The 22,626-nt window shown below is 64.7% G+C and carries 28 protein-coding genes and 1 pseudogene; 13 read left to right on the top strand and 16 right to left on the bottom strand.

Annotated features, from left to right (window positions below):
• Nucleotides 1-49: 49 nt before the first annotated feature.
• The 3 genes from CV102_RS18575 to CV102_RS18565 form a co-directional block, all read right to left on the bottom strand.
• Complete coding sequence (locus CV102_RS18575; protein ID WP_148859500.1) at nucleotides 50-1,207, bottom strand: pyridoxal phosphate-dependent aminotransferase; 1,158 nt, start codon at nucleotides 1,205-1,207, stop codon at nucleotides 50-52.
• On the bottom strand, nucleotides 1,204-1,689 hold the full coding sequence (locus tag CV102_RS18570; protein ID WP_148859498.1) for an Lrp/AsnC family transcriptional regulator: 486 nt from the start codon (nucleotides 1,687-1,689) through the stop codon (nucleotides 1,204-1,206). The genes CV102_RS18575 and CV102_RS18570 overlap by 4 nt, the downstream gene beginning before the upstream one ends.
• Nucleotides 1,690-1,800: 111 nt before the next feature.
• Nucleotides 1,801-2,400, bottom strand: coding sequence for a hypothetical protein (locus tag CV102_RS18565; RefSeq protein WP_148859496.1), 600 nt, complete (start codon nucleotides 2,398-2,400; stop codon nucleotides 1,801-1,803).
• Nucleotides 2,401-2,747: 347 nt separating this feature from the next.
• Between CV102_RS18565 and CV102_RS18560 the strand changes: the two genes are divergently transcribed.
• The 3 genes from CV102_RS18560 to CV102_RS18550 all read left to right on the top strand — a co-directional run bounded on the left by CV102_RS18560 (nucleotide 2,748) and on the right by CV102_RS18550 (nucleotide 4,822).
• A complete protein-coding gene (locus tag CV102_RS18560) occupies nucleotides 2,748-2,933 on the top strand; it encodes a hypothetical protein (RefSeq protein ID WP_148859494.1) in 186 nt (61 codons plus the stop codon).
• 60 nt (nucleotides 2,934-2,993) lie between these two features.
• The gene (locus CV102_RS18555; protein ID WP_148859492.1) at nucleotides 2,994-3,557 is read left to right on the top strand and encodes a thioredoxin family protein; all 564 of its coding nucleotides are present in this window, start codon (nucleotides 2,994-2,996) and stop codon (nucleotides 3,555-3,557) included.
• A 95-nt stretch (nucleotides 3,558-3,652) separates the two neighbouring features.
• A complete protein-coding gene (locus tag CV102_RS18550) occupies nucleotides 3,653-4,822 on the top strand; it encodes a mechanosensitive ion channel family protein (protein WP_148859490.1) in 1,170 nt (389 codons plus the stop codon).
• 94 nt (nucleotides 4,823-4,916) lie between these two features.
• Here CV102_RS18550 and CV102_RS18545 read toward each other — a convergent pair whose 3' ends face one another.
• Nucleotides 4,917-5,357: a cupredoxin domain-containing protein gene (locus CV102_RS18545; protein WP_233710740.1), complete on the bottom strand. Its 441-nt coding sequence runs from the start codon at nucleotides 5,355-5,357 to the stop codon at nucleotides 4,917-4,919.
• Nucleotides 5,358-5,505: 148 nt separating this feature from the next.
• Nucleotides 5,506-6,591, bottom strand: a complete 1,086-nt coding sequence (locus CV102_RS18540) for an NADH:flavin oxidoreductase/NADH oxidase (RefSeq protein WP_148859486.1) — start codon at nucleotides 6,589-6,591, stop codon at nucleotides 5,506-5,508.
• A gap of 106 nt (nucleotides 6,592-6,697) precedes the next feature.
• On the opposite strand from CV102_RS18540, the gene CV102_RS18535 reads away from it, so the two are divergent.
• Complete coding sequence (locus CV102_RS18535; RefSeq protein ID WP_148859485.1) at nucleotides 6,698-7,534, top strand: BtpA/SgcQ family protein; 837 nt, start codon at nucleotides 6,698-6,700, stop codon at nucleotides 7,532-7,534.
• Between the two features lie 18 nt (nucleotides 7,535-7,552).
• Here CV102_RS18535 and CV102_RS18530 read toward each other — a convergent pair whose 3' ends face one another.
• The 7 genes from CV102_RS18530 to CV102_RS18500 all read right to left on the bottom strand — a co-directional run bounded on the left by CV102_RS18530 (nucleotide 7,553) and on the right by CV102_RS18500 (nucleotide 13,894).
• A complete protein-coding gene (locus tag CV102_RS18530; protein ID WP_148859483.1) occupies nucleotides 7,553-8,878 on the bottom strand; it encodes a hydroxyacid-oxoacid transhydrogenase in 1,326 nt (441 codons plus the stop codon).
• Complete coding sequence (locus tag CV102_RS18525; protein WP_148859481.1) at nucleotides 8,875-9,681, bottom strand: N-acyl homoserine lactonase family protein; 807 nt, start codon at nucleotides 9,679-9,681, stop codon at nucleotides 8,875-8,877. The genes CV102_RS18530 and CV102_RS18525 overlap by 4 nt, the downstream gene beginning before the upstream one ends.
• A gap of 96 nt (nucleotides 9,682-9,777) precedes the next feature.
• Complete coding sequence (locus CV102_RS18520; RefSeq protein WP_148859479.1) at nucleotides 9,778-11,019, bottom strand: tripartite tricarboxylate transporter permease; 1,242 nt, start codon at nucleotides 11,017-11,019, stop codon at nucleotides 9,778-9,780.
• A gap of 54 nt (nucleotides 11,020-11,073) precedes the next feature.
• The gene (locus CV102_RS18515; protein ID WP_233710739.1) at nucleotides 11,074-11,766 is read right to left on the bottom strand and encodes an HAD family hydrolase; all 693 of its coding nucleotides are present in this window, start codon (nucleotides 11,764-11,766) and stop codon (nucleotides 11,074-11,076) included.
• An 87-nt stretch (nucleotides 11,767-11,853) separates the two neighbouring features.
• Nucleotides 11,854-12,198, bottom strand: a complete 345-nt coding sequence (gene rpl12p, locus CV102_RS18510) for a 50S ribosomal protein P1 (RefSeq protein ID WP_148859477.1) — start codon at nucleotides 12,196-12,198, stop codon at nucleotides 11,854-11,856.
• A gap of 21 nt (nucleotides 12,199-12,219) precedes the next feature.
• Nucleotides 12,220-13,260: a 50S ribosomal protein L10 gene (locus tag CV102_RS18505; RefSeq protein ID WP_148859475.1), complete on the bottom strand. Its 1,041-nt coding sequence runs from the start codon at nucleotides 13,258-13,260 to the stop codon at nucleotides 12,220-12,222.
• Between the two features lies 1 nt (nucleotide 13,261).
• The gene (locus tag CV102_RS18500) at nucleotides 13,262-13,894 is read right to left on the bottom strand and encodes a 50S ribosomal protein L1 (RefSeq protein ID WP_148859473.1); all 633 of its coding nucleotides are present in this window, start codon (nucleotides 13,892-13,894) and stop codon (nucleotides 13,262-13,264) included.
• Between the two features lie 220 nt (nucleotides 13,895-14,114).
• Here CV102_RS18500 and CV102_RS18495 point away from each other — a divergent pair, with 220 nt between their 5' ends.
• From CV102_RS18495 to CV102_RS18455, 9 genes are all read left to right on the top strand, one after another.
• Entirely contained in the window at nucleotides 14,115-14,723 is a 609-nt protein-coding gene (locus CV102_RS18495; protein WP_233710738.1) for a hypothetical protein, read from the top strand.
• Between the two features lie 55 nt (nucleotides 14,724-14,778).
• Nucleotides 14,779-15,153 carry a DUF7475 family protein gene (locus CV102_RS18490; RefSeq protein WP_148859471.1) on the top strand — a complete coding sequence of 125 codons (375 nt, stop codon included), beginning with the start codon at nucleotides 14,779-14,781 and terminating at the stop codon, nucleotides 15,151-15,153.
• Nucleotides 15,150-15,911 carry a CDP-alcohol phosphatidyltransferase family protein gene (locus CV102_RS18485; protein ID WP_148859469.1) on the top strand — a complete coding sequence of 254 codons (762 nt, stop codon included), beginning with the start codon at nucleotides 15,150-15,152 and terminating at the stop codon, nucleotides 15,909-15,911. Before CV102_RS18490 ends, CV102_RS18485 begins: the two co-directional genes overlap by 4 nt.
• 176 nt (nucleotides 15,912-16,087) lie before the next feature.
• Entirely contained in the window at nucleotides 16,088-17,101 is a 1,014-nt protein-coding gene (locus tag CV102_RS18480; protein ID WP_148859467.1) for a zinc-dependent alcohol dehydrogenase, read from the top strand.
• Nucleotides 17,102-17,315: 214 nt separating this feature from the next.
• Nucleotides 17,316-17,666 carry a hypothetical protein gene (locus tag CV102_RS18475; RefSeq protein ID WP_148859466.1) on the top strand — a complete coding sequence of 117 codons (351 nt, stop codon included), beginning with the start codon at nucleotides 17,316-17,318 and terminating at the stop codon, nucleotides 17,664-17,666.
• Nucleotides 17,667-17,798: 132 nt separating this feature from the next.
• Nucleotides 17,799-17,948 carry a hypothetical protein gene (locus CV102_RS18470; RefSeq protein ID WP_187433038.1) on the top strand — a complete coding sequence of 50 codons (150 nt, stop codon included), beginning with the start codon at nucleotides 17,799-17,801 and terminating at the stop codon, nucleotides 17,946-17,948.
• A gap of 80 nt (nucleotides 17,949-18,028) precedes the next feature.
• Nucleotides 18,029-18,406, top strand: coding sequence for a 6-pyruvoyl trahydropterin synthase family protein (locus CV102_RS18465; RefSeq protein WP_148859464.1), 378 nt, complete (start codon nucleotides 18,029-18,031; stop codon nucleotides 18,404-18,406).
• Between the two features lies 1 nt (nucleotide 18,407).
• Complete coding sequence (locus CV102_RS18460; protein ID WP_148859463.1) at nucleotides 18,408-19,487, top strand: glycosyltransferase family 4 protein; 1,080 nt, start codon at nucleotides 18,408-18,410, stop codon at nucleotides 19,485-19,487.
• Complete coding sequence (locus CV102_RS18455; RefSeq protein WP_148859462.1) at nucleotides 19,484-20,398, top strand: class I SAM-dependent methyltransferase; 915 nt, start codon at nucleotides 19,484-19,486, stop codon at nucleotides 20,396-20,398. The genes CV102_RS18460 and CV102_RS18455 overlap by 4 nt, the downstream gene beginning before the upstream one ends.
• Before the next feature lie 107 nt (nucleotides 20,399-20,505).
• Here CV102_RS18455 and CV102_RS18450 read toward each other — a convergent pair whose 3' ends face one another.
• The 4 genes and pseudogenes from CV102_RS18450 to CV102_RS26130 form a co-directional block, all read right to left on the bottom strand.
• A complete protein-coding gene (locus CV102_RS18450; RefSeq protein WP_148859460.1) occupies nucleotides 20,506-20,982 on the bottom strand; it encodes a 50S ribosomal protein L11 in 477 nt (158 codons plus the stop codon).
• Between the two features lie 118 nt (nucleotides 20,983-21,100).
• Nucleotides 21,101-21,403, bottom strand: coding sequence for a divalent-cation tolerance protein CutA (cutA, locus tag CV102_RS18445; RefSeq protein WP_148859458.1), 303 nt, complete (start codon nucleotides 21,401-21,403; stop codon nucleotides 21,101-21,103).
• A gap of 90 nt (nucleotides 21,404-21,493) precedes the next feature.
• Nucleotides 21,494-21,691 carry an HEWD family protein gene (locus CV102_RS18440; protein WP_148859457.1) on the bottom strand — a complete coding sequence of 66 codons (198 nt, stop codon included), beginning with the start codon at nucleotides 21,689-21,691 and terminating at the stop codon, nucleotides 21,494-21,496.
• Between the two features lie 245 nt (nucleotides 21,692-21,936).
• Nucleotides 21,937-22,626 (bottom strand): annotated as a pseudogene (locus tag CV102_RS26130) (hypothetical protein); the annotation flags it as partial.

Genomic DNA, 22,626 nt, shown 5'->3' with positions numbered 1-22,626 from the left:
GTGGTATCTTCGACGCTGGAAAAAACAGGTAGCTCGTCGTCTCGGCGTTTTATGCGTGGTCCGCAACGAACGCCTCGATTCGGGCGAGCGCCTCGCGGAGGTCCCCGAGACCGGTCGCGTAGGAGATCCGGAGATGGCCCTCGCCGCCCACGCCGAAGACGTCGCCTGGAACGACGGCGACGCCCTCCTCGCGGAGGACACCCTCGGCGAACTCCTCTGCGGTGAAGCCCTCCGGAACTTCGGGGAAGCAGTAGAACGCACCCCTGGCCTCGAAGACGTCCATTCCGATCTCGCGAAACCGCGAGAGGACGAACTGGCGGCGTCGGTCGTACTGATCGACCATCTCCCGGACGTCGTTCTCACAGGAGTCGAGCGCCTCGAGGGCGGCGTGCTGGGCGGTCGTCGGCGCCGACAGCATCGCGTACTGGTGGATCTTGTTCATCGCGGTGATCGCGTCGGCCGGCCCGAGGGCGTAGCCGAGTCGGAGACCGGTCATCGCGTGGGCTTTCGAGAAGCCGTTGAAGACGATCGTTCGCTCGCGCATCCCCTCGAGCGTCGCGATCGACGTATGTTCTCCCTCGTAGGTTAACTCGGCGTAAATCTCGTCCGAGAGCACCGTCAGGTCGTGTTCGCGGGCGAACTCGGCGATCGGCTCGAGGTGCTCCTCGCGCATGATCGCCCCCGTCGGGTTGTTCGGATAACAGAGGACGAGCATCTCTGCGTCCCCGGCGCCGGCCTCTTCGAGGGCCTCGACGGTGAGCCGAAACTCGTCTTCCTCTCTCGTCCGTACGGACAGCACTTCGCCGCCGGCGAAGATCACGCCGGGTTCGTAGGAGATGTAGGAGGGCTGGGCGATCGCGACGGTGTCGCCCGGATTGACGAACGCGCGGAACGCGAGATCGACCGCCTCGCTCGCGCCGGCGGTGACGATGATCTCCTCGGCGGGATCGTAGCCGAGGTCGAAGCGGTCCGCGGCGTAGTCGGCGATCGCCTCGCGGAGTTCACGCATACCGCGGTTGGCCGTATAGGAGGTTTTCCCCTGCTCGAGCGAGGCAATCGCGGCGTCGCGGGCGGCCCACGGCGTCGAGAAGTCGGGTTCGCCGACGCCGAGCGAGATGACGTCGTCGCGTTCCTCGGCGATCTCGAAGAACCGCCGGATTCCCGACGGCGGGACCGCCTTCACGCGATCCGAGAGTTCGATCGTCATGGCGAAAACGAGAGTCGATCGTCTTCGTCGCCGTCGCCGAGTTCGATTCCGTTCTCCTTGTAGGAGGTCATCACGTAGTGGGTGACCGTCTGGGTGATCTCGGGGACGGGTGCGACCTTCTCGCTGACGAACTGGGAGACCTCGCGGATCGAGTCGGCTTCGACCTCCATGTCGAAGTCGTAGTTACCGCTGACCAGTCGCAGGGCCTTCACTTCCGGAAACCGTGCGAGGCGCTCTGCGATGTCGGCGTACCCCGTCTCGCGGTCGAGGCGAACGTTGAGTTCGACCTCGGCGCGGACGCGTTCGTCCTCCAGTTTGTCCCAGTCGACGACGGCCTGGTAGCCGCGGACGACCCCTGCTGCTTCGAGTTCCTCGATGGTAGCCTCGACCTCGTCTTCGTCGAGGTCGGTCATTCGCGCGATGTCGGCCGTGGAGTACCGCGCGTTCTCGCGGAGCAACTCGAGCACCTCGCGTTCGCTCATACCCACCTCAAGCGCAAGGGGGAAGTAAAACGTTATCCATCCCCGGTTTTTTGCAGCCGACGGCCCCGACGGTGTCAGCTGGACACGACATCGGCTCCCGCTGCTCGGCGCTCACCGGTAGTTCTTGAACAACAGCGCACGAACGTCGTCTTTCGTCTGGACGTCCGTCGTCGACCCGTCCGGCAGCGTGACCGTGTACCGATAGTCCGCCGAGGACGACTCCTCCCACTTCTCGTCGTAGGTCTCGAGCAGGCTCATCATCTCGTCGAGCATGTCGTCGTCGTCGGCCTTGCCGCCATCCCCGACGTCGGAATCGTCGTCTTCGTCAGCGTCGACGCCGTCGTCCCCACTGTCGTCGGTCGACGACGACTCGTCATCGTCGTCAGCATCGGTACCGTCGTCCTCCGCACTCCCGTCCGCTTCGATCTCGTCGTCCGCGACGGATTCGTCCTCGATGTAGGAGACCTCCTCGAGGTCGGTCGCCGTCGCTTTCTCGTCGACAGCGCCGCTGACGGTGTCGGCAACGGCTGCGGTCGTCGTCGACTCGCCGTCGACCTCGACCTCGAGTTCGTCGTCCAGGTTGTCGATCAGGAACTGGACGGCGTCCTGCTCGCGGACGAATCCGTACTTCCCGACGACGTTTTCGCCGATCGATTCCCGCAACTGCTGGATGAACGCGTGCTGTTCGTCCGTGACCTCGAGTGTCTGCATACCTGACCGATTACAGTGCTGGTACAAATAGGTGGGCCGTCCCCCGTGGGATCCACGAAGAAGCGGTGACGGGGAACCTATTCGAGGCCCCTCTTGACTGGCAGTCCCTGCTGATATGGACGGACCGTTCCGAAATGAACGAGAGGTCACCGTCGGTTCGAACGGTACCGAAAAACGAGTACTCGAACCGTCATCCAACAGATTCTGTCGAAAACCTGCAGTTTCCTGCCGGTTGCTTTTTTCAGTTCGTCTCCTGGTGTGTGCCGAGGTGAGGTGTCTGTCAGTGCCACTCTTCGGCTCTGTCGCAGCCACCGACTCCGCTGGAAACACTGATAGAGGGTTCTACTGTGATCTCTCGGTACGACCTCGAGCTCGGGGTGATCCTGTTCGCGTTCGTCGTTTCAGTGACCGTCTCGATTGTGGTCGACTCGAGCCTGGTACAGGCGCTCGCTCCAGCAGCAGTCGTCGGGATCATCGTGATCATCGACGCGTGTTACCTGAACCCACCGATCAACGAGGAGTATCGCTCTTGAATTCCGTCGCTGTCCGCCGAGAGCCGAATCTATAAGGCCAGCTGGCGGCAATCGATTGACATGGTTCTGAAAGAGTCCGACTCGAAACTCGAGGCCGGCGACCCTGCCCCCGCGTTCGAACTCGAGGGTGCGGACGGGGAGACGTACACGCTCGAGTCGTTCGCCGACGACGAGGCGCTGCTCGTCGTCTTCACCTGTAACCACTGTCCGTACGCGAAGGCGAAGTTCGACCTGCTGAACGAACTGGCCGCCGAGTACGACGACGTCTCGATCGTCGGCATCAACCCCAACGACGCCGAGGAGTATCCCGACGATTCGCTCGAGGCCATGCGCGAGTACGTCGAGGAGGGACAGATCCAGTACGACGCCTACCTCCGCGACGAGAGTCAGGCGGTCGCCCGGGAGTACGGCGCGGTCTGTACGCCGGATCCGTTCCTCTTCGGGCGCGAGGGTGACGAGTTTCGGCTGGTCTACCACGGCCGGCTCGACGATGCGCTGAACCCCGACGACGAGCCGACGCGTTTCCACGTTCGTGAGGTGATCGAGAGCGTGCTCGCAGGCCAGCCGGTCGACCTCGAGTGGCAGCCATCCCAGGGCTGTTCGATCAAGTGGTCGGACGAGTAGCCGGCGGTCACCCAGCGTCGTGTGGCACTGATTTTCCTCCGGTACCGCAAACGATTACTTCGCGGACCACTGTTCCCGTGACAGGTTCGGTCGCTATGGGTGTCGAATCACTGGTCAGCGCTTCGTCGGCCCTTCCGCTCGAGGTATCACTGGAACCCGAGTTGGTCGACTGGATCCAGCGGACCTACCTCGACACGTTCGAAGCACAACTGTTCGCGACGGCGCTGCTTTTCGTTCTGATCGTCCTCGGAGCGGCGAGTGCATCTCGCATCTACGACGAGATTCGTCGTCAGTACGGGTCGAAACTCGCGGAAGTCTGTTCGATTCTCGTCCTCGCACTCGTCGTCGTGGTCGTCGTCTACAGCTTCAGCGCGATCTGGGGAGTCATATTCGTCCTCGAGTTCACCCTCGAAGAGGTGGCGATCTCGCGGTGGGTCGCAGCTCAGCAGATCGTGACTGCCGGGGTGATCGCCGGCGCCTACCTCGCGATTCGGTTCGTCAACCGGTCGATCGACAAGTTGGCCGAGACGCGTGCGCTCACGCAACACCAGAGCGAAGTCGCACACCACGTCACCGACGTCGCGATTATCGCCGTCGCCGCGACCGTGATCCTGACGATCTGGGGGATCAATCTCGCGAACATCTTCATCGGTGCGGGTGCGATCACGGCGATCGTCGCACTGACCGCCCGCGAAACGCTGGCGGCGATGCTCGCGGGCTTCATACTGCTGTTCTCCCGCCCGTTCCGCGTCGGTGACTGGATCGAGGTCAACGAGACGAGCGGGATCGTCACCGACGTCACCATCTTCACGACCAAGATCCAGACGTTCGACGACAAACACGTTCTCGTCCCGAACGACGAGGTGACGAGCAGCCAGCTGACGAACTACTCGCGAAACGAGCAGCTCCGTCTCGAGGTCGAGGTCGGGGTCGACTACGAAACCGACCTCGAGCGCGCTCGAGAGGTCGCCGCCGACGCCGTCGAGGAACTCGAGTCGGTCAAGGACGCGCCCAACCCGCAGGTCGTCGCGAAGCGGTTCGGCGATTCGTCGATCCTCCTCGAGTGTCACGCCTGGATCGGGCAGCCGACGATGCGACGAACGCTGGACGCACGGACGGACATGATCGAGGCGATCAGGGCGGCGTTCGATCGAGAGGGGATCGACATTCCCTATCCGCAACGCGTTCACTCGACGCGAGAGAACGAATTCCGGGTCGGCGGTTCGACTTCCGGAGGAACGGAGCTCTCGACGAGTCACGACTGAATCGGAGATCGATCGTCGTCAAACCGATCGACGTAGAGTGTGACGAACGGCTCGCAGAAGGAGGACGAACGGGGAAGAACCGTCTCGAGGACTGTTACTCGACCTGGATCTCTCCCTGCATGTTGGGGTGTGGGTCACACCGATAGTAGGCCATCTCGTCGCTGGCCGTGAACTCGAGGACTTCCTCGGGTTCACCGGTCAGCTCGGTCCCATACTCCTCGACCATCTCCTCGTCGGCGTCCCAGATTTCGACGTTGTGCTGCGAGCCGTCGCCCTGCTCCCAGCCGATCTCGTAGGTTTCGCCCTCCTGGAGGAGGAGCGTCGGATTCGTCTCGCCCGCGATCTCTTCGGGCTCGAGTCCTTCCCAGCCGCCAGTGATGCCCTCGAGCATGATCGTCGTACCGGGATCGATCTCGATCCCGTCGCCGCCAGCGTCGTCGTCACCGTTCTCCTCGTCGTCTGCACCGTCGTCATCGTCGCTGAGGCAGCCAGCGAAGGCCGCGACGGCAGCCGACGCGCCTACAGCCTTCAGCATCGTCCGTCGGGTCTGTGTCGATCGGGTCATAACTTCTGTACTGACTCCTATCGGGCGAAAAGGGATGAACCGTACCGCCTGCTCCCACGAACTGGGAGTCTGGTCGATCATGTTCGGCTATACCTTTTCCGACACGTTACCGGTCGAGCTATCTGACGGCGCGTCGGTACTGAATCGGCCACTCGGTCGACTCTCCCTCGAGTTCGTCTGCGGCGTGAACGCCGAAGTACGGATCGCGCAGGAACTCTCGGCCGACGAGAACGAGGTCGGCGCGTCGGTTCCGGACCAGTGCGTCGGCCTGTTCGGGTTCGGTGATGCCGCCGACCGCGCCGACGGCGACGTCCGTCTCTTCACCGATCCGTTCGGCCAGTGGAACCTGGAAGTTCGGCCCGGCGGGGGCGTTCTGGTCGGGGTGGAGTCCGCCCGAACTGACGTCGACAAGGTCGACGCCAAGTTTGTCGAGGTCGCGCGCCAGTCGAACGGACTGCTCTCTATCCCACGAGGGTCGGTCGTCCAGCCAGTCGGTTCCCGAGATCCGCACGAAGACGGGCTTCTCGTCGGGCCAGACGTCGCGGACGGCCGCGGTCACCTCGCGAACGAGCCGCGTTCGGTTCTCGAAGCTGCCGCCGTACTCGTCCTCGCGCAGGTTCGTCGCCGGCGAGAGGAACTCGTGGAGCAGGTAGCCGTGGGCCGCGTGAACCTCGGCGATCTCGAAGCCGGCCGCGAGCGAGCGCTCGGCCGCTTCCCGGAACGAGTCGATCACCGCGTCGATGTCGTCGCGATCCATCTCGCGCATCGCGGGACGCTCGCCACCGAACGGTGGATAGCCGTCGGGTGAGGGCGAGAGCACCTCCCAGCCGCCGTCGTCGGGCTGGATCGGCTCGTTCCCGTCCCAGGGACGCGTCTTGCTGGCCTTGTGTCCCGCGTGGGCGAGCTGGATCGCCGGCGTCGCCCCCTGTTCGCGGGCGAACTCGGTGATCGGCTCGAGCGCGGCCGCGTGCTCGTCGCTCCAGATGCCCAGGTCGGCGGGCGTGATCCGCCCCCGCGGTTCGACGGCCGTCGCTTCGGTCATCACGATACCGGCACCGCCGACGGCGCGGCTTCCGAGGTGGACGCGGTGCCACTCCGTCGGCAATCCGTCGGGCTCACAGGAGTACTGACACATCGGCGAGACGGCGATCCGGTTTCGAACCTCGAGATCCCGCATCGAGAGCGGCGCAAACAGGTCGGTCATCGCTCGATCGTTGCGACCACCGGGAGTTAACGGGCGCGGACGGCGACGCCCTTGCCGGAGCGTCCGAGGAACGTATCCTTATCCCGCTCGCCGAACCACCTCCGTCATGGCTATCGATCTCCGCGACCGGTTCGACGCGACCCACCCGGTGATCGGGATGGTGCACCTCCCGCCGCTTCCGGGTGCGCCGGGGTACGATTCGGTGACCGACGACCGCGACGCGATCCGGACCGGGATGCTCGAGGACGCACAGCGACTCGAAGCCGGCGGCGTCGACGGCATTATGCTCGAGAACTTCGGCGACGCGCCGTTCTACCCCGACGAAGCGCCGACCCACACCGTCGCGGAGATGGCAGCGCTTGCGACGACGCTGACGAGTGCCGTCGACGTCCCGGTCGGGATCAACGTGCTTCGCAACGACGCCGAGGCCGCGCTGTCGATCGCTGCCGCCGCTGGCGCCGACTTCGTCCGGGTGAACGTCCACGTCGGGACGGCGGCGACCGACCAGGGGGTCCTCGAGGGACGGGCCCACGAGACGCTGCGCCTTCGGGACCGAATCGACGCCGACACAGCGATCCTCGCGGATGTCCACGTGAAACACGCGACGCCAGTCGGCGAGACGGACGTTCGACAGGCTGCTCTCGAGACGACCGAACGCGGGAAGGCCGACGGCCTCATCGTCTCGGGTCCCGGAACGGGGACCAAGACGGCACTCGCGGATGTCGAACGCGTCGCCGGCGTGCTCGCGGAACACGACGTAGAGCGGGCGCCCGTGTTCGTCGGCAGCGGCGTCACGACCGAGACGGTCGGTGACTGTCTCGAGGCCGGCGCCGACGGCGTCATCGTCGGCACGGCGCTCAAAGAGGGCGGTGAGACGACGAACCGCGTCTCGAGCGAGCGAGTCGACGACCTGGTGGCCGCACGGAACGCGAGCGAGGAGTGATCGGTCCCGTCGCTCGCGTCACTCCCAGTTGTGCAGCGCGTCCCGGAAGATGTCCTCGGCGTCGGCTTTCGTCACCGGCCGCGGATTACAGCGCAACAGCCGTTGCTGGGTCTCGACGGTCTGGGTCGCCAGCCAGTCGACGTCGTCCTCGGTGACGCCGGCGAGTTCGTTGAGACCGCTCGGAACGACGTTCAGGTCCTGCTGGAGCCGAACGTACTCCCGCCTGGCCTGGTCGGCGGCCTCGCGGGTCCCCATGCCGTCGGTATCCGCGCCGAGCATCTCGGCGACCGCGACGAATCGCTCGGGATCGCTGGCGGCGTTGTAGCCGAGCGTGCTCGCGGGGGTGAGCACGGCGATCGTCTCGCCGTGATAGGTGTGGTACCGGTTGCCGACGGGGTAGGCCATCGCGTGACAGAGGCTCGCTCCGGCGGTCAGTCCGGCGATCGCACCGAACAGCGCGCCCTTGAGCATCGCCGCCCGCGCCTCGAGGTCGTCGCCGTTGTGGACCGCCGTCCGAACGTTCCCCGATAGCAACGCTATCGCCTTCTCGGAGAACATCTCGGTCAGTTCCGTCCGGCCGGCGTAGACGGGTCGCGACTCGGGATCGGACGCCCGCAGGAGGCCGTCGAACGGGTGGGTCGTGTAGCCCTCGATGGCGTGACCCAGCGCGTCCATGGCCGTCTTGCCGGTCGTGTCGGGGGGTAACGTCGTCGTGAACGCGGGGTCGAGAATCGCGGCGTCGGCCCGGATGTGGTTGCTAGAGATCCCCTCCTTGATGTCTTTCTCCTCGACCGAGAGGATGGCGACCGGCGAGATCTCGGCGCCCGTTCCCGCCGTCGTCGGCATGAGCACGAGCGGCGGTCCGGACTCGGTCAGGGCCGCTCCCTCACCGGTCGGCTCCGCGATGTAGTCGAGCACCTGACCGCCGTTGGCGATCACCGCGCGGGTCGTCTTGGCCACGTCGATGCAACTGCCGCCGCCGAAGCCGACGTAGAAGTCGTACCCCGCGTCGCCCTCGTTCTCGCGGACGAACTCGATACAGCCGTCGACGTTCTCGATCGACGGTTCGCGTTCCACGCCGTCCCAGACGGTGACGTCGTAGCCCGCGTCCTCGAGGTGATCGGTGACGCGGTCGACGTGGCCGATGTCGACCAGATTCTCGTCGGTGACGACGAGCCCGTGGGGGTCTTCGTCGGCGCTGACGCCCAGATCGGCGATCTGGAATCCGAGCTCCTCGACCGCGTCACGCCCACAGCGGATCTCCGGCATCTGGAGGTGCCAGACCGTCTCCGGCTGCAGTTCGTGTTCGGGCGCCGAGACCGAGCGTTCGTACCCCGTCGTCATTGTCCCCACCCGTCTTCGATCTCGGAGAACTGTTCCGTATCGTGGCCGTAGACGACCTCGGCGTCGTGGCGACGCTCGATCTCTTTGATCCGCTGGAGGCTGTCGAACCACTCGGTCTTCCCCCAGAGGAGACCGGCACCCAGGGGCGCCTCCGCCTCGTAGTTCGGCGCCTGGTAGATCTGGTCGCCGGTGAAGACGATCGTACCGTCGTCGTCGAGATGAACCACCGTTCCCGTCAGACCCGGTGTGTGGCCGGGGAAGCGAACGAACTCGAGGTCTTCGAAGTGTTCCTCGCGATCACGGTGGATGATTTCCCAGTTCAGGTCGTGGTCGAAATCCTCGAGGATGTACGCGGTGCTTCCCTTCTCCGTCTTGGCGCTATAGTAGGCGAACTTGATCTCTTTTTCGTGCACGTAGATCGGAACGTCGGTGCCGTCGAAAAACTCCAGCCCGCCCGCGTGATCGAGGTGCAGGTGGGTCTGGAAGACGGCGTCGATGTCGTCGAGGCTATACCCTGCCTCCTCGAGATCGTCGTCGAGCCGATGCTCGTGGGCGTCGTGAGGATAGAACGCCTGGGCAAGCCCTTCCGGCCAGTGTCCGTCCAGCGCGTCGTGGTGGGAGCCGGTGTCCCAGAGGATCGTCGCCTCGGGATGGTCGATGACGAGACTCCAGACGGGAATCTCCTCGTAGTCGAGGTCCGGATTCGGCTCGTCGTGGGTCGCCATCGTCTGGCCCTCGATCATGTAGTTCTGGTCGCACTCGAGTCCGCCCCGATAGACGACGTCGATCGTTGCGTTTACCATCGGAGATACACCTCGAGCCCCTACACCGGGTTCGATAAAAAGGTTTGCGTGACATTAACACACGACCTTCAGACAGTCGCGTGTTATCACCAGGAACTAGCCGCCGACGATCAACGGGCCGATGAGGACGCCCATCAGGTGGACCCGTCGGGCTCGCAGCCGAACGGGGACCATCCCGATCGCCGCCGCGACGACGAAGACGACGATCCCGAGAAATCCAGTAAAGAGGTAGGAGAGGACGAGCAAGCCGCCGAGCACGACGGCCGAGATCTTCCAGTACTCCATCCGACCGACGAACTCGAGGTACGCGTCACCGACCGTAATCACGAGGACGAACCCGACGGCGCCGGCGACGAGGATCCCTGACAGCAAGACGGGGATCTCGAGCGGCGCGTTCACGCTCTCGAAGGCGACCATCACACCCGTTCTGGGCTGACCGATGGCGACCAGAGCGAACAGCGCAAAGATCGTATTTGCGGTATCGACCCCGCTCGTGGCGACGATGTAGCCGCGGTCGCCCGAGCGGCCGGGGACGAAGACGAGCACTGCGACGGCGGCGATCGCCGCCGAGATACCCGGAATATAGCCGACGACGGCACCTGCGAGCGCCCCGGCAACCGCCGTCACTCCGACCAGCCAGCGAGGGAGCGCGATCGTCTCCTCGTCCTGCGGCGGAATGCCGCTTCCACGGATCGCGTCGATCAACACCGGTGCACCGAACAGTCCCGCGAACAGGGGCGCGAGCATGCCGCCGGCCTCGAGCGGCGAATCCGGCGAGAGGTCGAGGGTCAGCGCGCCCAGGGCCGCCGCGAGGGCGAACGCGAGCAGGCCCCCGCCTCTGACTCGCCAGGTTCGCTCCGAAGCGACCAGTGCGACCACCACGGCCGCCAGCACGAGCGACAGATTGTCCCTGATGGTCGGATACGCGGCCGTCACGCCCCACGTTATCGGCACGGCGAGCGGAACCGCCGCGAGAACGGCGAGGATGCTCCCGAGCGCGGAGAGACGGATCGCCTCGTAGCCGCGGCCCTCCAGTACCATCCGATGGCCAGGAAGCGCGGTCACGGCCATCTCGGCGTCGGGGACGCCCAGCGCCATCGCGGGAACGGCGTTCAGAAAGGTGTGGACGACGCCGGCCGCGAGCATCGCGCAGCCGACGAACAGCGGCGGGCCGGGGACCGACGGCGCGATGCCGGCGAGCAACAGCGCGAAGTTGTTGGCGTGGAGCCCCGGAACGAGCCCGCTCAGGGTGCCCAGCGCGGAGCCGGCCAGGATCCAGGCGAGTAACTGCAGCGCCAGCCCTGGATCCCCGACGAACTCGACCGGTGCACCGACCATCGCCCAGGTTGGGCGCGTCCTCCGATTTAAACTCGCGGGACGGCCGCTCGAGCGTTATCGTTCTGCCGGCTCGAACGGCGTCGCGATCTGGGACGGAAGCCCGGTCGGATCGAGCAGTTCCCCGACAGCCGAGACGACTGCATCGGCGGCGTCGGTATCGTTCGCGCCCGTCTCGTTCTCGACCACGTAGATCGTCCGGAACCCCGCCGACCGGGCGCCGACGATGTCTTCGTCGTAGCTGTCGCCGACGTAGACGTGCTCGTCGGCAGGAAGTCGTTCCTTCGCGAGGTCGAAGATTTCAGGGTCGGGCTTCCCGGCGCCGACGTCGTTCGAGACGAGCACCTCCTCGACGAGTTCGCCGAGTCCGTGGCGCTCGAGTTTCGCTCGCTGTTGACTCCCGTCGCCGTTGGTCAAGATACCGATCGGATTCGTCTCGGCGACGCGCTCGAGGACGCGCGTCGCGTTTGCGGACACGACTAACGCCTCGAGTTCCGTCTCGCAGTGATCGCTTGCGAGTGTGACGGGCGCGACGTCGAGTTCCGCAGTCTCCGCGACGGCCTCGAACGCGCGCCGATACGGCTCGGACTCGCAGCTCTCGAGAGCGCCGAACAGCCGGTCGACGTAGGCGTCGTAGGCCGCGTCGGTTGGCTCGCCGTACGGCGACACCGTCGTCGCGAACTGCTCCTCGAACGAGCGGTCGTACGTACAGAGCGTCCCGTCGAGATCGAAGTACACTGCGGTTGTCACGATCGGCTGCTCACGCGGCACGGAGAAGTAGCTACTGGGTCGTTGCGTCGAAAGAAATCAGGATGTTCGAAATCGTCGCGTCGCGACTTAGCCGAAGAGCTCGCCGAGGCCCTCGCCACCGGCTTCCTCGTCCTCGTCGTCGTCCTCGTCTTCGTCCGTCGTGTCCGGGACGTCCTCGGTCTCTTCGACTTCTTCCTCGTCGCCTGCAGCCTCGCCGGCCGCGGCACCGCCTGCGGCACCACCAGCGGCGGGAACGGCGGCGGCCTCGGAGACCGCTTCGTCGATGTCGACGTCCTCGAGTGCGGCGACGAGCGCCTTGACTCGGGACTCCTCGACGTCGACGCCAGCGGCGTCGAGCACGTTCGTCAGGTTGTCTTCGTTGAGCTCTTCGTCCGTCTCGTTCAGGATGAGTGCAGCGTATACGTATTCCATTGTTGAATCCTCCAGTTGTGGTTATCCGAACATCGCGCCGAGTCCTTCTGCGCCGTCACCGTCGTCTTCGTCGTCATCGTCGTCGGTGTCGGCCTCGTCGGCCTCGGTCTCGTCTTGGTCGTCTGCCGATTCGTCTTCCTCGTCTGCAGCCGGCTCGGCGGCGGCGGGCGCCTCGACACCCTGCAGTTCCTCAGGCAGGGCTTCCTCGTCGTCGATCTGGGCAGCGAGCGCGCGAAGCTGCGCGTCGGCCTTGCTGACGAGGTCGGGCATCAGCTCTTCGTCCTCGATCGCGGCGTGCAGGCCGAGGCTCTTGGCCTCGCCCGTTGCCTTGGCGATGAGGGTCGGTGCCGTTGCCTCGGTCGGGTAGCTCGCGTTGATCGAGAGGTTGCGGGCGCCGGCGGCGGCCGCCTGGATGTCGCTCTCGTAGGCCTCGACGTCGATGTCGAGGTCCTCGGGGTCGAAGAGCGTTCCTTCGGCCACGACGGCGCGAAGGTCGAGTCCGACTTCCTTGGGCTCGATACCCAGTTCGTTGAGGACGTTCGCGAGGTCGGCGGTGACTTCCCCACCGGCCTCGAGAACCGTCGAGTCCTCCATGACCTTGATCGAGCCGTCTTCGATCCGGGCGTTCGCACCGATGCTCTGGAGTTCGCCGACGAACGGGCCCGGGTCGACACCGGTGTCCCCTTCGGGGATCACGATGTCGTTCGGGGCGACTTCGCCCTCGTTGATCGGAGCGGGCGTCTTCGACGCCTCCAGCTCCTTGTAGAGTGCGAACGGGTTATCGTTCGTTCCGACCAGACCGACCTGTCCCTCGATCTGCTCGACGAGGTCGCCGAGTCCGGCGGCTTCCAGCGCGCGAACCTGCAGGGTGTTGCGGCTGACGCGCAACTCGGCGGTGCCGTGCAGGTCACGACGCATATCCTGAAGCTGCTTGCTCGGAATACCGGCGATACCGACGACGCCGACGCTCTCGTAGCTCTCGATGAGCTGTGCGAGCTCGTCGACTTCCTCTTTTTTCCACTGGGGAAGGTTCTCGGTCTTGCGTTCAGCCTGTGCGCTCATGTTAGACGACCTCCTCGGACGGCCCCATCGTCGTCTTTACGTAGACGCCGTCGATGTTCTGTGGGCCTTTCTCGAGGTCAGCGTGCAGGCGACGCAGGATGACGTCGATGTTGTCGGCGATATCTTCGGCATCCATGTCTTCGGCGCCGACGAGCGTGTGGAACGTTCGACGGTCGCGCGAGCGAAGCTGCACGGTATTTTTGAGTCTGTTGACGGTCTCGACGACGTCGTCGTCGGGGCCGAGCGGGTCCGGCATCTTCCCTCGTGGACCGAGGATGGTCCCCAGGTGCCGGGCGATATCTTGCATCATCGCCTCTTCGGCGATGAAGAAGTCCGTCTCGTCCGCCATATCTTTGGCTTCGTCGTCGTCCAGATCGGCCACGTCGCTCTCCGAGAGAACCTCGTCCGCTGCCTCTTCGGCGCGGACGGCGGTTTCCCCCTCGGCGATAACGACGATACGGGTTTCCTGGCCGGTTCCGGACGGCAGGACGATAGACTCGTCAACACGATTCGACGGTTCGTTTAGGTCGAGGTCGCGCAGATTGATCGCGAGGTCGACCGTCTCGGTGAAGTTCCGATCGGGTGCCTCGTCGAGTGCGCGAGTGACTGCTTTTTCAATATCCGTATCTGCCATCGTTCACCTCCGTAGTACGCAGGAGTGCTCCTACGGGTCAGTGAAACAGGCAATGCCTGTCTCTGTTGAACGAAGTGCCATGTGGAACTTAAACCCGTCGAACTCCACCGCCCGTGTGTCTCCGAACCGAACGCGCCACAGGGCGACGCCCCGTTACCGACCGATCTCCTGGTCGTGCGAACCGAAAACATTAACCAAACAGAATGTAACGAAACACTGTATGTGGCCACCAAGCTTATTACACTCCACCGGCGCCTCGACCAGAGAGACGATCGCCAGCCTCGCGACGATCCAGGCCGAACTCGAACTGCTCCAGTCGCTCGGCCCGTTCGAACGAGTCGGCGTTCAGTTCGCCGCGACGCTGCTCCTCGCGACGGTCGTTCTCGGACTCCTCCAGGGGTACGGCACACGGATCGTCACGAAGTCCCGGCGAAGTCCCGTCATCTCGAGTTGTATCGGCGTCCCGACCACGTTCGTTCTCGGTGGCCTCGCAATCGGCGGCACGCTCCTGCTCGAGACGAGCGTCGGAATGTTCTTCGGCGTCATCATGATCGTCCTGAGTCTCACCGTTCTTCCGGTTCTGACGGCGCTCGGTTTCGTCGCCGTGGGCGTTTCGGTCGCGACACGACTCGGACAGGACCGGCTCTGGGTCGGGGTACTTGTCGGCTCGCTCCTGAGCGGAGCCTCCGCGCTGTCGGTACCGGTAGCCGTCGCCGTCACCGGGATCGCTGCGATCCTGGGAACCGGTGCCGGGGTACGGATTCTGTTCGGTGTCGGCGAAACGACCGGCCCCGACGATCGGACGGTCCCGCCCGCGAACAAGATTTGAGGTGCCGACCGCCATGCCGAAAAGCGTTTTTCTGTACTTCTGGTAGTCTGTCGCTATGGCCGCTGCTGAGGGTCCCATCGCACTCGAGTCGCTCACACCCGTTCACTGGGCGGCGATCGCGCTAGCGACCGTCTCCGCAGTCGTCCACCTGGTACTCGGCGTCGGGTTTCTCCCGCACTGGATGGGCGTGGCGTTCCTGCTCGCGACCGCCGGATTCCTCCTCGGAATCGCGCTCGTTCTCGTCGACTATCGTCGTCCTCTCGTCTACCTCGCCGGGATTCCGTTCACCGGCGCCCAGATCGTCTTCTGGTATCTCGCCAACGAACCGACCGCCGTCGCCGATCTCTCCGTTCCCGAAGTCGTCGACAAGGTCGCACAGGGGCTGTTGATCGTCGCACTCGTCGTCCTGTACCGTCGGGAGGTCCCGTGATCGACGGCTCTATCCGGCGAGTTCGCCGCACGACGCTGCAGTGGGGACGCGCCACGTTTGCGTGCGTGATCGCGGCCGCCACGGCGCTTCTCGCACTCGAGGCCGCCTGGCCCGGCGGACCGACCACCGCGTTTCTCGCGGTCGTCACGGTCGTCGTTGCCCTCGAGTCGGCGGTGTTCGTCCGAACGACAGATCGGACGAACCCGCAGCCACTTACACTCGCGACGTGGGTGACCCTCTCACGGGGCGGGGCAGTCGCAGTACTCGCCGGGTTCGTGCTCGTTCCCTCGCCGCCGACCGCCGCCGCGTGGGCGCCGGCGGCCCTCTTCGCGCTCGCGGCTGGACTCGACGCGGTCGACGGGTTCGTCGCCCGGGCGACCGACTCGACGACGGCTCTGGGCGCGCGACTCGACGTCGCGATGGACGGTCTGGTCGTTCTCGTCGGCAGTCTCGTCGCCGTCGCCGGCGGAGCGGCCCCGCTGGCCTTTCTCGCGGTGGGTGCGGCGCGCTACCTCTTCGTCCTCGGCACCTGGTGGCGCGAGCGACGCGGTCGCCCCGTCCTCGAGTTACCGCCAAACCGGTTTCGACGCCCGCTCGGCGCCCTGGCGATGGTCGCCGTCTGGATCGCACTCCTTCCGATTCCCGGTCCGACCGTCTCGTACACCGTCGCGACGGTCGTGATGGCTCCGTTTCTCGTGAACTTCTACTGGGACTGGCTGGCGGTCACCGGCCGCGTCGGCGACTCCGGAACGAGGTGAATCCCGGTGAGTTGCGGCGCCGATTACGACGTGTACTCGCGGCGGTCGCACCGCTGGACGACGCCGCGTTCGATCCTCGTACAAACGGTCAAGTGTTTTCCGATCGAACGTATCTTCAACGTGATCGATTCCGGTCGCACACAGGCGCTCCGAGACGGACGACGAGGACACCGACGATGAACGCGCGTACGCTCTCGTTTACCGCGCCGCGGACGGTTGCGGTCCGGACGCGTCCCGTCCCCGAACCCGGCCCGGACGACGTACGGGTTCGGACGACAGTCTCCGCGATCAGCGCCGGCACCGAGGGACTCCTCTATCGGGGCGAGGCACCCGGCGACCTCACCGCGGATGCCGAACTCGAGGCGCTCGAGGGCGACCTCTCCTATCCGCTCTCGTACGGCTACGCCGCGGTCGGCGAGGTGACCGCCGTCGGTGAGAACGTCGAAGACGACTGGCTCGGGCGACGAGTCTTCGCGTACCACCCACACGAGAGCCACTTTCTCGCCCAACCCGCCGATCTGCTGGAGATTCCGGACGCGGTTTCGCTTCGGGAGGCCGCGCTCTTCGCCACGCTCGAGACGGCGGTCACGTTCCTCCTGGACGGACAACCGCTGCTCGGTGAACGTGTCGCCGTCCTCGGCCAGGGGATCGTCGGTCTCCTGACGACCGCACTGCTCGACGACGCACCCCTCGAGACGCTCGTCACGTTCGACCGGTACGAGCAGCGGCGTCGACTCTCCGAGACGGTCGGCGCCGACCGGTCGCTCGATCCGGACGAGATCGACGTCGACTCGAAGTTCGAGGACGTCGCCGGGTCGCGGGCGGATCTCACCTACGAACTCTCCGGTGACCCGGACGCGCTCGACGACGCCGTCGCGACGACCGGTTTCGACGGACGCGTCCTCGTCGGGTCGTGGTACGGGACGAAGTCGGCGACGGTCGACCTCGGCGGTCGCTTCCACCGCGACCGGATCGACATCCGGAGCAGCCAGGTGAGTACGATCGCCCCTCGCCTCTCCGGTCGGTGGAGCCGCGAGCGCCGCCACGAGACGGTCTGGAACCGGCTACAGCGCCTCGATCTCTCATCCCTGTACACGCACGAATTTCCACTCGAGGACGCTGGCGAGGCGTACGACCTGCTCGAGACGAGTCCCGGCGAGGCGGTGCAGGTACTGTTGACCTACGAGTGAGCGGTCGGCGTCCGCGCGCCTGTACTGTCGGACAGAAGTCAGTGAGAGGTTGGTCACGAAATTCCGGTCGTTACTGGTGGTGACGACCGAGTTTGAGCGACCGACCTTCGAATAGTTCTCTCCGACGGTATGAGCACGGTCGTTCGATATCGGTGTTATACCCTTGATAGTGCAAACCATTCAGTCAATGAGTTTGTGCCAATTTGATACTTGTATGCGATCAGGTACACAAATCGTCACAGTTGCACTCGTCATCGCCGTCTGTCTCGGCGGACTATCGGCGACAGCAGTCGCCGACGACGGCGAAACGGACGTCGAGAAGATCGGCGACGTCGACATCGAAATCGAGGACAACGAGTATCATATCGACGGCGCTGAAATTACGGGGGACGGACTCCCCTCGGTAACGATCGAAGAGCGAACACACACCGTCGATTCGCTGTCGATCCAGACTGACGGGCTGACCGTCGACTACGGTGACACGACCTACTACGTCTGTCAGCTCGATATTACCGTCGAGGACGTCGAAATCACGCTCTCCGACATCTCGATCGGCGAGGAGTAATAACAAGCCGACATCCTCGCTGTCGCTGACCTTCTACGGATCGAACTCGTCTCGAGTCCCAACAGTTGGCTTCTCACGACTTAGTAATGTGCAAGCCAGTCATTGATGAACGATGAGTGTCCAGAGCAGGGTATGGAAGAGGAAATAAAAACTCAGTGTCCGAACTGTGAGACCGGAACGGCAGGCCAGATGGAAAAGCAGCGCCGGAACGACGAGGTGACGGTGGCGTTGACCTGTGACGAGTGCGGACACGAGTGGACGCGCGTCCTCCGATTCGAGTAGCGGTCTTCGTTTTTCCGCGCGACTCACATCGAGTGCCAGCCGGCAGAGCAGTTTACACGGATGCCGTCGTAGACTGGATTATGTACGCCGTCTCGGTCGCCCGGTCTCTCGTCGCCCAGCACTATCTGACGGTCCCCGATCCCGGTCCCGAAGGGACGCCACACTCTCATCACTTCACCGTCGAGGCCACCTTCCGGGGACCGGAACTGGACGCGTTCGAGTATCTCGTCGACATCGACGAGCTGAACGCGGCGATGGACGCCCTCGCCGACCACTACCGCGACCGGTTGCTCAACGACCTGCCCGCGTTCGAGGGGGCGAACCCGAGCGCCGAACGGTTCGCCCGCGTCTTCGGTGATCGCCTGCTCGAGCGTCTCGAGCCCGACACCGCGACCGAACTCCGAATCGAGATCGAGGAGGACGACGTCGCCCGCGTCGCCCACCAGCGGGAACTCTAAGATGCACGTCGGACTCGTCGTCGACGGCCCGCTCGACCGGACGTCAGGCGGCTATCGATACGATCGGTACCTCGTGAGCGCGTTCGAAGAGCGAGGCGACGACGTCGACGTGATCTCGCTGTCAGCGGCGTCTCAGTTCGACGAATCCATCCGATCGCGGCTCGATCGCCCGTTCGACGTTCTGCTGCAGGACGAACTCTGCCACGCAACGCTCGTCGAACACAACCGCCAGCTCGAACAGCCGGCCACCGTCGTCGCGATCGTCCACAACTTGCGCTCTGACGATCCGACGGTGCCCGATCGGTCACGGGTTCGCACGGCCGAACGCCGGTATCTCGAGTCGGTCGACGCGGCCGTCTGTACAAGCGAGGACACCCGTGATCGGACGACAGCGCTCGCGACGATCCCGACGACGGTCGCGCCTCCCGCCGGCCGACACGAGGGTCCTGCGGTCGCGCCGTCGACCGTCGAGGAACGCGCGCTGGACGATCCGCTCCGGATCGCGTTCGTCGGCAGCCTCGTTCCCCGAAAGGGAGTCTGCACGCTGCTCGAGGGGCTCGCACAGCTCGACCGGGCGTGGCAGCTGACGGTCGTCGGGAGCCACGAGGTCGACCCGGCGTACGCGATCCGGGCCCGGGACCGTGCGGAAGCGCTCGAGATCACGGATCGGGTCGAGTTCACCGGGCGCGTCCCGGACGACGCCCTCGAGACCGTGTACGAGCGATCGCACGTGCTCGCCGTCCCCTCCCGACAGGAGGGGTTCGGGATGGTCTACCTCGAGGGGATGGAGTACGGCACCGTCCCGATCGCCAGCCGCGTCGGCGGCGCGAGCGAGTTCGTCGCGGACGGCGAGAACGGGTTCCTCGTCGAACCGGAGGATCCGGCGCGTCTCGCCGACCTCGTCGCCGAAGTCGACGACGATCGCGAACGACTGGCTACCCTGGGGGCCACTGCGCTCGAGACCGCAGCCGCGCACCCCTCGTGGGACGAGACGATGACCACGGTTCGATCGTTTCTCCGGGACGGCCTCGAGCGAGGGTTCGAGACGCAGCGAGCCGAGGACGGAGGTGCGGAGACGTGACCGACCATCGAGCGTACCTCGAGGCCAAGCGGACCGTCGACGACCGTGCGCTGAATCGGCGAGTCCTCGAGCGGTTCGAGGCGATCCTCGCGGCCCGTTCGGCTCCGGTCCGGATCGTCGAACTCGGGGCGGGCGTCGGTGCCATGATCGCTCGGCTCGCAGCGTGGGACCGGCTCCCCGCAGACGTCGTCTACCGCGCCGTCGACCGAGATCAGGTCAGTATCGAGCGCGCACGCGAGCGTGTCCCCGAGTGGCTGCGGGCGAACGGGTACGAGGTCGACCGACTCGGCACTGGTTCCGATGACGAGGGAGAACACTCGGCGCGGACGACGTTCGTCGCCCACTCCGGGGAGCGGCGCCTCGAGATCACGCTCGAAGTCGCCGACGCGTTCGCGATCGAAGACACGGCGGACGCGGTGATCGCAGCGGCGTTTCTCGACATCGTCTCGCTCGAGGAGGCGATTCCGGATCTCGAAGAGTTGCTCGTACCGGACGGAGTGCTCTACGCCCCGATCACGTTCGACGGCGGGACGACGTTCGCCCCGCGAGATCCAATCGATGACCGACTCGAGCGGGAGTATCATCGACATATGGACGACGTGCGGCCCGGGGGCGGCAGTCGCGTCGGTCGCAGACTCCTGACGCAGCTGCCCGGGGCTGGCTGGGACGTCCTCGAGGCCGGCGGCTCGGACTGGATCGTCCGTCCGCGGGACGGGCGCTATCCCGCCGAGGAACGGGTGTTTCTCGAGCACCTGCTCGAGACGATCGACGACGCGCTCGCGGCACTTCCGGAACCAGCCCTCGATTCCGCCGACCGGCAGCGGTGGCTCGAGCGGCGGCGCGGCGAGCTCGAGGGTAGCGAACTCGTCTTCGTCGCGCACAATCTGGACGTGTTAGCCCGACGCTGTTGAGGGTGGGGCGGCTCCCTCGAGTGAGAACAGTGTCCCGCGGCGACACGCAGCGCTCGTTGCTCGCCGCTGTCGGTCGTTAGTCGTCTCGAAAACGAAAATCTGAGGTCTTATGCGGCCAGCGCGTCGTCGTACTCGCCGTCGTCGACCTTCTCCTTGAACTCGCGAGCGTCGTCGCCCTCGATGGTGACGCCCATCGAGGCGCAGGTACCGACGACTTCCTTCGCGGCGTTTTTGGTGTCGTAGGCGAGCAGGTCCGGGTGTTTCTGCTCGGCGATCTTCTTGACCTGTTCGACGGAGAGGTCCGCGACGAAATCCTTCTGGGGTTCGCCGCTGCCGGTTTCGAATCCGGCTTCGTCCTTGACGAGCGCCGCCGTCGGTGGGACACCGACGTCGATCTCGAAGGAGCCGTCGTCGTCGTAGTCGACGGTGACGGGGACTTCAGTGCCGTCGAACGCTTCGGTCTGGTCGTTGATTTCCTGCACGACCGCCTGTACGTCGACGGGAGTCGGTCCGAGCTCGGGACCGAGCGGTGGGCCAGGGTTGGCCTGCCCACCCGGAACGAGCACTTCGATGGTTCCAGCCATACCCGTCACAACCCGTGCGCGAGTTTTAAGGATTGCTTTTTCGGGCAGTCACCGCCTGTCACAGACTCACGTGCGACTCGGGACGCGACAGCCGCCGACTAGCCGGCCGTTTCGAACGTCAGTCTACGCTCTCAGCTCGCCAGTCCGCGAACGACTCGAGGACGTGCGCTTCGTCGAACCGCTCGATGCAGGGCACGTCGTAGGGATGAATCTCTCGAACGCGGGAAACGAGATCGTCGTAGCTGTCGTCGGTCGTCTTGGCGAGCAGTACCGCCTCGTCGTCGTGGTGGATCTCGCCGTCCCACCGGTACGTAGAGGTCGTCGACAACCGGTTGACGCAGGCTGCCAGTCGCTCCTCGACCAGCGTTTCGGCGATCGTCTGCGCTTCCTCCGGCGGTGCTGTAACGTAGACGGTCGGCATACTCGCTGGTACGGCGGACGCCGTCAAAAGGCTAGTCGAATCGTCGTCCCTCTCCGAGATTGCGAAAAGAACTGCAGTAGCAAACGGCGGCTACGCGCCGTTGATCGTTCCCGTCATCGGATTGAAGGCGCCGTTGATATCCCACTCGTGAATGCAGTGGGGATTTCCGGTCAGTCGCTCTCCGTCTTCGCGGACGAGTTGCCACGCCTCGAGGTCCTCGTCCCACCGTTCAGCTCGTTCACACTCCTCGCATACCCGCATCGTCGGTTTTCGTACCCGTGCGTTCATTGTCGGCTGTGTGAACTCGACACACATAACGGTGTCTGTGCCCGGCAATTGCTGCCACATAATTCTCTCACCGACAGAGTATCTCGTTGACATCCGGGGGATCGGCAGTATTCGGTGATGAGGTTCTTTGCGCTCGAGCGCTCGTCACTCCTCTCGTTGACTTCACGAAACGGCTCGACGGCTGTCGTTACCGGGTCGATTCGACGAAAAATGAATCAGGGGCGAGGTACGACGACGTGTGGGCGTTAGCACTTACACGACGTCTGGGTCACTGCTCCCTGGTCGTTTTCGTCAGCCGGTTCCTCCTCATCGACCGGCTCCTCGGGCTCTTCAGGTTCTTCAGGTTCCTCGGGTTCCTCTGGTTCTTCTTCATCGACCGGCTCTTCCTCGTCAACCGGCTCTTCCTCGTCAACCGGCTCTTCCTCATCGACCGGCTCCTCGTCGACCGGCTCTTCCTCGTCAACCGGCTCCTCGTCAACCGGTTCCTCGTCAACCGGTTCTTCGACGCCCTCGACGAAGACGAAGACAGTCGCCTGTTCGATCGTTACCTGCAGTCCCTCTTCGTCAACCGGCTCCTCCTCGTCGACATCGTTGTCATCGACGGGTTCTTCGTCGATTTCGTCGTTCTCATCGACGGGGTCCTCTTCGTCAACCGGCTCCTCCTCATCGACCGGTTCCTCGTCGTCAACCGGTTCTTCCTCATCGACTGGTTCCTCCTCTATCTCGTCGTTCTCATCGACAGGCTCCTCGTCAACCGGTTCCTCCTCGACGTGCTCGGTGAGGTCTACGACGGTTGCCTGCTCGATGGTCACGTCGATCGGTCCGTCGTGGACGGTGGCCTCTTCGTCAACCGGTTCCTCTTCGTCAACCGGCTCCTCCTCGTCGACATCGTTGTCATCGACGGGTTCTTCGTCGATTTCGTCGTTCTCATCGAC

The organism is Natronococcus pandeyae, assembly GCF_008122205.1.
GTDB lineage: Archaea > Halobacteriota > Halobacteria > Halobacteriales > Natrialbaceae > Natronococcus > Natronococcus pandeyae.
This window is presented reverse-complemented; position numbering and strand designations above follow the sequence as displayed.

Excerpts from the sequence above, each read along its gene's own strand:
- CV102_RS18570 (WP_148859498.1), bottom strand. The coding sequence starts at position 1,689 with ATGAGCGAACGCGAGGTGCTCGAGTTGCTCCGCGAGAACGCGCGGTAC.
- CV102_RS18530 (WP_148859483.1), bottom strand. The coding sequence starts at position 8,878 with ATGACGACGGGGTACGAACGCTCGGTCTCGGCGCCCGAACACGAACTG.
- CV102_RS18465 (WP_148859464.1), top strand. The coding sequence starts at position 18,029 with ATGTACGCCGTCTCGGTCGCCCGGTCTCTCGTCGCCCAGCACTATCTG.
- CV102_RS18535 (WP_148859485.1), top strand. The coding sequence starts at position 6,698 with ATGGCTATCGATCTCCGCGACCGGTTCGACGCGACCCACCCGGTGATC.
- CV102_RS18555 (WP_148859492.1), top strand. The coding sequence starts at position 2,994 with ATGGTTCTGAAAGAGTCCGACTCGAAACTCGAGGCCGGCGACCCTGCC.
- CV102_RS18475 (WP_148859466.1), top strand. The coding sequence starts at position 17,316 with ATGCGATCAGGTACACAAATCGTCACAGTTGCACTCGTCATCGCCGTC.
- CV102_RS18525 (WP_148859481.1), bottom strand. The coding sequence starts at position 9,681 with ATGGTAAACGCAACGATCGACGTCGTCTATCGGGGCGGACTCGAGTGC.
- CV102_RS18470 (WP_187433038.1), top strand. The coding sequence starts at position 17,799 with ATGGAAGAGGAAATAAAAACTCAGTGTCCGAACTGTGAGACCGGAACG.
- CV102_RS18575 (WP_148859500.1), bottom strand. The coding sequence starts at position 1,207 with ATGACGATCGAACTCTCGGATCGCGTGAAGGCGGTCCCGCCGTCGGGA.
- CV102_RS18505 (WP_148859475.1), bottom strand. The coding sequence starts at position 13,260 with ATGAGCGCACAGGCTGAACGCAAGACCGAGAACCTTCCCCAGTGGAAA.
- CV102_RS18480 (WP_148859467.1), top strand. The coding sequence starts at position 16,088 with ATGAACGCGCGTACGCTCTCGTTTACCGCGCCGCGGACGGTTGCGGTC.
- CV102_RS18490 (WP_148859471.1), top strand. The coding sequence starts at position 14,779 with ATGGCCGCTGCTGAGGGTCCCATCGCACTCGAGTCGCTCACACCCGTT.
- CV102_RS18550 (WP_148859490.1), top strand. The coding sequence starts at position 3,653 with ATGGGTGTCGAATCACTGGTCAGCGCTTCGTCGGCCCTTCCGCTCGAG.
- CV102_RS18440 (WP_148859457.1), bottom strand. The coding sequence starts at position 21,691 with ATGAACGCACGGGTACGAAAACCGACGATGCGGGTATGCGAGGAGTGT.
- CV102_RS18450 (WP_148859460.1), bottom strand. The coding sequence starts at position 20,982 with ATGGCTGGAACCATCGAAGTGCTCGTTCCGGGTGGGCAGGCCAACCCT.
- CV102_RS18565 (WP_148859496.1), bottom strand. The coding sequence starts at position 2,400 with ATGCAGACACTCGAGGTCACGGACGAACAGCACGCGTTCATCCAGCAG.
- rpl12p (WP_148859477.1), bottom strand. The coding sequence starts at position 12,198 with ATGGAATACGTATACGCTGCACTCATCCTGAACGAGACGGACGAAGAG.
- CV102_RS18500 (WP_148859473.1), bottom strand. The coding sequence starts at position 13,894 with ATGGCAGATACGGATATTGAAAAAGCAGTCACTCGCGCACTCGACGAG.
- CV102_RS18540 (WP_148859486.1), bottom strand. The coding sequence starts at position 6,591 with ATGACCGACCTGTTTGCGCCGCTCTCGATGCGGGATCTCGAGGTTCGA.
- CV102_RS18520 (WP_148859479.1), bottom strand. The coding sequence starts at position 11,019 with ATGGTCGGTGCACCGGTCGAGTTCGTCGGGGATCCAGGGCTGGCGCTG.
- CV102_RS18460 (WP_148859463.1), top strand. The coding sequence starts at position 18,408 with ATGCACGTCGGACTCGTCGTCGACGGCCCGCTCGACCGGACGTCAGGC.
- CV102_RS18545 (WP_233710740.1), bottom strand. The coding sequence starts at position 5,357 with ATGCTGAAGGCTGTAGGCGCGTCGGCTGCCGTCGCGGCCTTCGCTGGC.
- CV102_RS18495 (WP_233710738.1), top strand. The coding sequence starts at position 14,115 with ATGTGGCCACCAAGCTTATTACACTCCACCGGCGCCTCGACCAGAGAG.
- cutA (WP_148859458.1), bottom strand. The coding sequence starts at position 21,403 with ATGCCGACCGTCTACGTTACAGCACCGCCGGAGGAAGCGCAGACGATC.